Genomic DNA, 7,312 nt, shown 5'->3' on the forward strand with positions numbered 1-7,312 from the left:
TCCCGTGGGGCCTTGGAATGTCGTTGTCGTCGCCGGCCGCCCCTAGAGGGCATCGCCGAGCAGCCTGTCGGTGAGAATGCCGGCCGCGGCCCGCACCGAGAGGTGGTTGTAGTCCGAAAACGGCCGCAGCGGCGGCAATATCCCGTCCGCCCGCTCGAGCACCGCGTCCGCCAGCCCGTGCCCGGTCCCCAGGACCACGAGCGTCGGCCGCGAACAGATAAGCTCCCGCGCCGCGGCGAAGGACAGGGTGGCCGGCCCCTTGGCGCTGGTGGCCCCCAGCGCCGGCCGGCGGCCGTGGTCGGCCGCGACCGCGTCCAGGGCCGCATCCAGCCCCTCGTGCAGCCGCACCAGGGACAAGGCCTCGGTCCGGTCGGGATTGGCGGCCAATCCCGGCCCTTCCCGCCAATGGCCCACGATGCGCGCGGCCAGGGCCAGTTGGTCCCGAAGCGGCGACACCACCTCGAACCCGCCCAAGCCATAGGTACGGGAAACGCGCGCTATATCGTGAACGTCAAGGTTTGTCAAAGACACCGTGCCGACTTTCCCGTCCTTGAGCACCACCGGCCCGTGCACGAGGCCGAGGTGCATGTTGCGCCCGGCCCGGGCCCGGGGCAGGCGGCGCAGGCGGGCCGCTTCCTCGCGCGTGATGGTCGCGGCGTCGAAGAGGTCCGGCCGCCGGGCCAGGGTCGTCTCCAGGGAGCGCTCGCGCCGCCAGGCGGCGATGGCGGCGTGGTTGCCGCTCAGCAGTTCCGTGGGCACGGCCAGGCCCTCGAAGACCTCCGGCCGGGTGTAGTGGGGGTATTCGAGCAGCCCGGCGGAAAAGCTCTCCTCCTCGGCCGAGGCGTCCTTGCCCATGAAGCCCGGGGCCAGGCGGGAGACGGCCTCCATGAGGCAGGCGGCGGCCGATTCGCCGCCCGAGAGCACGAAATCGCCCACGGAAACGGGCGTGATGTCGAAGAGATCGAACAGCCGGGCGTCGATGCCCTCGTAGCGGCCGCAGAGAAGCGTGAGCGCCTCCTCCCCGGCCAGCTCGGCGGCGAATCGCTGGGTCAGCGGCCGCCCGGCCGGCGAGAGCATGAGCAGTCGGCCCGGGCGTTCGAGGGAGCGCAGAGCGGAAACAAGCGTCGGCAGGCCCATGACCATGCCCGGGCCGCCGCCGTAGGGGCGGTCGTCCACGGTGTGGTGCCTGTCCGTGGCGAAATCCCGAGGATTGACGCGGTCAACGGACACCACGCCCGCCTCCACCGCCTTGGCCATGAGCCCGCAGGACAGGAAGGAATCGAAAAATTCCGGGAAAATGGTCAGGACCGTGAAGTGCACGGGAACGTTGCCTCCGCCGCCGGAAACGCGACCGGCGATGCATGCCCGATAATCCCTCGCGGCGCAAGGGCGCGCCGGCGCGGCGCGGGGAAAGCCGGGCCGGCAGCCCTGCGCGCGCTCCGGGCCGGCCCGGTTCACAAGCCGAGCCACAGCGCCAGGGAACGATTGACCTGGACCATCACGGCATCGTCGAGCCTGCCGATCACATCGCGCAGCCGGTCCCGCCGCACGGCCGAGATCTTGTCGATCATGACCTGCGAGGCCGTTTCCAGCCCGTTTTCAGGCGACGGGTCCACACTGATCCGAAAAAGCGGCGCATCGACCAGGTGCGAGGACAGCGGGCACACGACCACGCTCGCGTGGGTCGCGTTCACCTGGTCGTGCTGGATCACCACGGCCGGCTGCATCTTTCCGTAGTCCCCGGACATGGACACGACGACCAAATCGCCGCGTTTCACGCGTCATCCCAGGCGCGGACGTCGTCCAGGAAGGCCATGACCTCCCCTTCCTCAGGAGCGCGGCTGGCCAGGACGGACTGCCGGGCAAGCTCCCGCGAAATCGCCGGGGAACGCGTATCGGGCACCCATATCTGAACGGAGCGCAGTCCCTTCAGCTTCATCTTGCAGCGGTATTGCCGCATCTTCTGGCTTGGCGTGAGCGGATCGGATTGCATGGCGAAGCCTCCGCGAAGTAACGTAGTTACCTCTCCCCGGCCTGTCAAGCCGGCCCACACGCGCGATGCTACCGCAGGTAGGCCGGCAGGCCGAAGTCGGCGCAGGGGATGGGGCTGGCCCGGGCGACCAGGTCGGCCACGACGCCGATGTCCAGGTCGTATTCCTCGAAGTAGCCGTCGGCGTTGTAGGCTTGCGCCTTGGACGCGATGAAGTCCACTTTGCCGTCCGGCGTCACGGCCAGATCGACGATGAGAAAGCTCCGGGCCGCCCGGGCCAGGCCCGCCGCCAGGGGCGGACAGCCGGCCGACGCCCGGGCCGGGTCGTATTCGGCGGCCAGCCGGACCACGGTCCGGCCGTCCACGCCGGCGAAGGATTCCCAGGTGGCGGTCCTTATGCCGGGAGACAGGGCGATCAGCCGGCCAAGGGGCAGGGAGCTCCCGCCCATGGGCCGCCAGTTGCGGGCCGCGACCTCGGCCTTGGGGGCGAAGCAGCCGGAAAGGGCCAGGGCCGTCGCCAGAACAGCCAGCAGCATCCCGCGCATGCGCCCTCCTCCTTGCCGCCCGATCCCCGGGGCGGACGTTCCCGCTTCGCCTTTACGCCGGGCCCGCGCACGCGTATCCCGAACGCTCCGGGAAACGCCAACCGCCACGGAGGCCGGCCATGTTCATCCCCCCGCTTTTTCGCGAGGAGCGCCTGGAAGTCCTTCACGCCCTGCTCCGCGCCCATCCCCTGGGGACCCTCGTCACCCACGGCGAAGAGGGCCTTCGCGCCGACCTCGCGCCCTTCCTGCTGGCCGAGGACGGCGGCAAGGGCGTGCTGCGCGCCCACCTGTCCAGGGCCCACGACCGGCTCGACGCCCTTCGCGCCGGCGGCGAGGCGCTGGTGCTCTTCCAGGGGCCGCAGGCCTACGTCACCCCGTCCTGGTACACGTCCAAGGCCGTGGACGGCAAGGTCGCGCCGACCTGGAACTACGTCGCGGTCGAGGTCCGGGGCACGCCCCGCCTGGTCGAGGACCGGGACTGGCTGCGCGCCCAACTCGACGCCCTGACCGCGCTCCAGGAGGCCTCCCGGGCCGCGCCCTGGGGCCTGGGCGACGCGCCGCCCTCCTTCGTAGAGGCGCAGCTCGCCAAGATCGTGGGCCTGGAGATCCCCATCCGCGCCATCACAGGCAAATGGAAGGTCAGCCAGAACCGGACCGAGGCCGACAGGCAGGGCGTGGCCCAAGGCCTGCGCCACGACCGCGCCGACGAGGCCATGGCCCGGCTGGTCGAAGGAGAACGCGAGGGCGCGCCCTCGAAAAACGACCACCCTTTGAAGGCAATAAACTGATATTATTATTTTTCCGACTACGAGGCGAGGCGGTCTCGAAGATAGCGCCGTCGCCCGGCCGGCTTTGGCGGCGCGTCGGCCGGCCGGTCCGAGGGGCGGAACACGAGTCGGCGCACAGGCCGGTCCGCCGGGGGGCGAAACGGCGGGCGGCGCTTACGCCGGCGGGCGCACTTCCACGCGGTTGCGGCCGGCGCTCTTGGCCTGGTAGAGGGCCGCGTCCGAGGCGGCGAGCAGGGCTTCGGGCTCGATGTCCATGTTGGGCACCACGCCCGAGACGCCGATGCTGACGGTGACCACGTCGGCGACCGTGGAACTGGCGTGTTCGATGCCGGCGGCGCGCAGGTTGGCGCGGATGTTCCCGGCGATGGACAGCGCCCCGGCCAGGTCCGTGCCCGGCAGCAGGGCCACGAACTCCTCGCCGCCGTAGCGGGCCACGAAATCGCCGGGCCGCTTGAGCGCGGCCTCGATGCACTCGGCCACCTGCCGCAGGCACATGTCGCCCTGCAGATGCCCGTAGGTGTCGTTGAAATCCTTGAAGCAGTCGATGTCGATCATGAGCGAGGACAGCGGCGTGCCCTCGCGGCGCGAGCGCAGCCATTCCTTGCGGAAGACGTCCTCGAAGCAGCGGCGATTGGCCACGCCCGTCAGGCCGTCCTGGTTGGAGAGCTGCTCGAACTTGCGGGTCAGCGACTCGAGCTCCCGCTCGCGCGCCTTGCGTTGGTCCATCTCTTCCTTGAGCTTGAGCGCCGAGCGGACCCGGGCCCGCAGCTCCATGCTGTTGACCGGCTTGGCCAGAAAATCCATGGCCCCGGCCTCGAAAGCGCGCTCGAGGCTGGCCGCGTCGTCCTTGACCGTGACGATGATGACCGGGATGTCGCGAAGCCTTGTGTCGGCCTTGATCAGCCGCGTGGCGTCGATGCCGTCCATGTCGGGCATGACCACGTCCATGAGGACCAGATCCACGTCCGGGGCGTCGTACTGCCGGCAGCGATCGTCGAGCAGCGAAAGGGCCTCGCCGGCGGAACCGGCGCTCAAGGGCTCGACGTACCCGGCCCCCTTGAGGATGGTGGAGAGCAGCAGACGTGAGGAGTCGGAGTCGTCCACAATAAGGATGTTCATGCCGATCCCGGTAACGCTTCCCTGGCCATTGTTGGACGGCGTCCAGGCGGCGCGGCCGCCGCGCTCCCGTCCGAATCCCCAGGCGCCCGAAACGGCGCGATGCCAACCCTCTCGGCCGGAAGCCCTGTCCGTTACGGATGCGATCATGCCTTAATGCCGGAAAAAAGCAACCGTCAGCCCGTGACGGGCGCGCCCAGCCGGGCGGACAGGCTGGCCATGGTCTCGCGGTCCGTGAAGTCGAAGCGCAGGGGCGTGAGCGTCACGTGCCCCTGGGTCAGCATGGCCCGGTCCGTCTCCGGGGACAGCGCCTCGGGCGGGATCGCGCCCGTCAGCCAGTAGTAGTCGCGGCCGCGCGGGTCCTGGCGGGTGACGTACCAGTCGTTGTACACGGCGGACGTGGGCGGGCAGAGCCGCAGCTCCTTGGCCTGAGCCATGGGCACGGCCGGGAAATTGAGGTTGAGCACGCAGCGCGGCGGCGCGGCCTCCCACGGCCGGGAGGCGATGAACTCGGCCACGTACCGGCCCTGCTCCGTGAGGTCCTTGGGCGCATAGTCGTCGGCCGAGACCGCCACGGCGGGATAGCCCATGAGCGCCCCTTCGGTGGCCGCCGAAACCGTGCCCGAATAGAGGATGTCCACCCCGACGTTGGCTCCGGCGTTGATGCCGGACACCACCAGGTCGGGCGGCGTATCGCAAAGGGTCGTCAGCGCGAGCTTGACGCAGTCCGCCGGCGTGCCGGAAACGCCCAGGCCCCGGAACCCGTTCTCCTTGAATTCCTTGACCCGAAGCGGCATGGCGATGGTGATGGCGTGGCCCACGGCCGACTGCTCGGAAATGGGGGCCGCCACCAGCACGTCGTGCCCGGCGGCCGTCAGCCCCTTGTACAGGTCGCGGATGCCCACGGCCTGGATGCCGTCGTCGTTCGTCAACAGGATGCGCATGCGCCCTCCCCGGGATGCCCCGGCCGTGCACCTAGGACGAGGCTGCCGCGATGTCAAGACGGCCGGGATTGACATCCGCCCCGCCCCCGTGCACCTTCCGATCTTCTCCAAGCACGGTGACCGCCTCGTGACCGCGAAGACACAGTACGTCAAAGACCTCACGCCCGGACAGCCCGCCGCAGACGTGTTCTGCCTCGGCGCGGCCCGGCTCGCCCAGGCCAAAAACGGCCCCTTCTGGACGCTCGTCCTGGAGGACGCCACCGGCCAGATCGAGGCCAAGATCTGGAGCCCGGCCGCCGGCAACTACGCCGACCTCGCCCCGGGACAGTTCGTCTACGTCGAAGGCCAGGTCGGAGCCTACCGCGACCGGCCGCAGATCAACGTCGAACGCCTGCGGGTGCTCCCGCCCGAGGAATACGCGCCCGACCTGTCCCAGTTCGTGCCCACGAGCGCCGAGCCGCCGGAAGCGCTCCTCGAACAGCTGACCGAATTGTGCCGGGCCGAAATCTCCTATGCCCCCTGGCGCAAGTTCTGCGCCAAGGTCCTCTCCCACCCCGACTTCCGCGATCGGCTCGTCGAGGCCCCGGGCGCGAAGAACGTCCACCACGCCTACCGGGGCGGACTGCTCGAACACACCCTGTCCGTGGCCCGGCTCGTGCTCGCCATCTGCGAGCGCTACCCGCACCTCGACCGCGACACCCTCGTCGCCGCCGCCATGTGCCACGACCTCGGCAAGGCCTGGGAACTCACCGCCGGCCCGGCCCGGGACTACACCGACGAAGGCCGCCTGCTCGGACATATCGTCATCACCCTCGAACTGGTGGAGCCGCTGCTCAAGAAATGCGGCATCGACCCGGAACTGGCCCTGCACTTCAAGCACATCCTCCTGGCCCACCACGGCGAATACGAATACGGCTCCCCCCGCCGGCCCAAGACCGCCGAAGCCTTCGTGCTCCACTTCGCCGACAACATCGACGCCAAGATCAACCAGATCTCAAACGCCTTCGAATCCGAGGAACCCGGCCAGTGGTCCCCCTTCGCCCGCACCCTGGACCGCTACCTCTACAACCCCAGGCGCACCCCGCGCGAGACCAACGAAAAATCGCCACGGCCACGGGAAAAGGACGCCCAGTGTTTATTACCTTTGAAGGCGTAGAAGGCTCGGGCAAGTCCACCCAGATCAAACGCCTGACCAAACGCCTGGAAAAAGCGGGCAGGACCGTCACCGTCACCCGACAGCCCGGCGGCTGCGACCTCGGAACCACCCTGCGCGCCATCCTGCTCTCCACCAAGACCCAAAACCTCGACAGCCGGGCCGAACTCTTCCTCTACCTGGCCGACCGCGCCCAACACGTGGCCGAAATCATCCGCCCCGCCCTGCTCGCCGGACACGTCGTGCTGTGCGACCGCTTCGCCGACTCCACCGTCGCCTACCAAGGCTACGGACGCGGCCTCGACGTCGCCCTGCTCAACTCCTTAAACGACGTGGCCGTGGCCGGAACCTGGCCCAACCACACCTTCCTCCTGGACATCGACCCCGAACAAGGACTGCGCCGCGCCCTGGCCCGAAACATTGAGGCCGGAACCGCCGTCAACGAAGGCCGCTTCGAAGCCGAACACCTCGACTTCCACCGGCGCGTGCGCCAAGGCTACCTCGCCCTGGCCAGCGCCCACCCGCGCCGCTTCCGCATCGTCGACGCCGCCAAAGACCCTGATGCCGTGGAAACGGACATCTGGCGCGTGCTGGAACTGGATACGGAGATCGGATAGGCGCGCAGGGACGAAGGACGAAGGGAAGATGCCTCCGGCGGCCGGGGGGCATGATGCCCCCCGGACCCCCTCGATGGGAGCGGAGGGAGATGGGTAAGCGGGTGGGCAGGTGGTTGTGGGCGGGAGTGCGTCGGCGAGGCCGGAATCGGCCCGGCGATG

Annotated in this window: 9 protein-coding genes; 3 read left to right on the plus strand and 6 right to left on the minus strand. The window is 69.4% G+C overall.

Features of this window, described 5'->3' with window-relative positions; genetic code table 11:
• Positions 1 to 42: 42 nt before the first annotated feature.
• The 4 genes from trmD to Q1K70_RS14780 all read right to left on the minus strand — a co-directional run bounded on the left by trmD (position 43) and on the right by Q1K70_RS14780 (position 2,535).
• Positions 43 to 1,320: a tRNA (guanosine(37)-N1)-methyltransferase TrmD gene (gene trmD / locus Q1K70_RS14765; protein WP_300161064.1), complete on the minus strand. Its 1,278-nt coding sequence runs from the start codon at positions 1,318 to 1,320 to the stop codon at positions 43 to 45.
• A gap of 134 nt (positions 1,321 to 1,454) precedes the next feature.
• Positions 1,455 to 1,778 (minus strand): type II toxin-antitoxin system PemK/MazF family toxin, encoded by a 324-nt coding sequence (locus Q1K70_RS14770; RefSeq protein ID WP_300161066.1) that lies wholly within the window; start codon positions 1,776 to 1,778, stop codon positions 1,455 to 1,457.
• Positions 1,775 to 1,993, minus strand: coding sequence for an antitoxin MazE family protein (locus Q1K70_RS14775; RefSeq protein ID WP_300161068.1), 219 nt, complete (start codon positions 1,991 to 1,993; stop codon positions 1,775 to 1,777). Before Q1K70_RS14775 ends, Q1K70_RS14770 begins: the two co-directional genes overlap by 4 nt.
• Before the next feature lie 68 nt (positions 1,994 to 2,061).
• Complete coding sequence (locus Q1K70_RS14780) at positions 2,062 to 2,535, minus strand: hypothetical protein (RefSeq protein WP_300161070.1); 474 nt, start codon at positions 2,533 to 2,535, stop codon at positions 2,062 to 2,064.
• Between the two features lie 119 nt (positions 2,536 to 2,654).
• On the opposite strand from Q1K70_RS14780, the gene Q1K70_RS14785 reads away from it, so the two are divergent.
• Positions 2,655 to 3,323, plus strand: a complete 669-nt coding sequence (locus Q1K70_RS14785) for an FMN-binding negative transcriptional regulator (protein ID WP_300161072.1) — start codon at positions 2,655 to 2,657, stop codon at positions 3,321 to 3,323.
• Positions 3,324 to 3,476: 153 nt separating this feature from the next.
• On the opposite strand, the gene Q1K70_RS14790 is transcribed toward Q1K70_RS14785, so the two are convergent.
• Together Q1K70_RS14790 and surE are read right to left on the minus strand one after the other, a co-directional pair.
• A complete protein-coding gene (locus tag Q1K70_RS14790) occupies positions 3,477 to 4,442 on the minus strand; it encodes a diguanylate cyclase (RefSeq protein WP_300161074.1) in 966 nt (321 codons plus the stop codon).
• Positions 4,443 to 4,615: 173 nt separating this feature from the next.
• Positions 4,616 to 5,383, minus strand: a complete 768-nt coding sequence (surE, locus tag Q1K70_RS14795) for a 5'/3'-nucleotidase SurE (protein ID WP_300161076.1) — start codon at positions 5,381 to 5,383, stop codon at positions 4,616 to 4,618.
• A 127-nt stretch (positions 5,384 to 5,510) separates the two neighbouring features.
• On the opposite strand from surE, the gene Q1K70_RS14800 reads away from it, so the two are divergent.
• Both Q1K70_RS14800 and tmk read left to right on the plus strand, forming a co-directional pair.
• Positions 5,511 to 6,539 carry an HD domain-containing protein gene (locus Q1K70_RS14800; RefSeq protein WP_300161077.1) on the plus strand — a complete coding sequence of 343 codons (1,029 nt, stop codon included), beginning with the start codon at positions 5,511 to 5,513 and terminating at the stop codon, positions 6,537 to 6,539.
• Positions 6,515 to 7,153, plus strand: a complete 639-nt coding sequence (tmk, locus tag Q1K70_RS14805; protein ID WP_300161079.1) for a dTMP kinase — start codon at positions 6,515 to 6,517, stop codon at positions 7,151 to 7,153. The genes Q1K70_RS14800 and tmk overlap by 25 nt, the downstream gene beginning before the upstream one ends.
• Positions 7,154 to 7,312: the final 159 nt, after the last annotated feature.

Source organism: Solidesulfovibrio sp., assembly GCF_029978005.1.
Taxonomy (GTDB): Bacteria; Desulfobacterota; Desulfovibrionia; order Desulfovibrionales; family Desulfovibrionaceae; genus Solidesulfovibrio.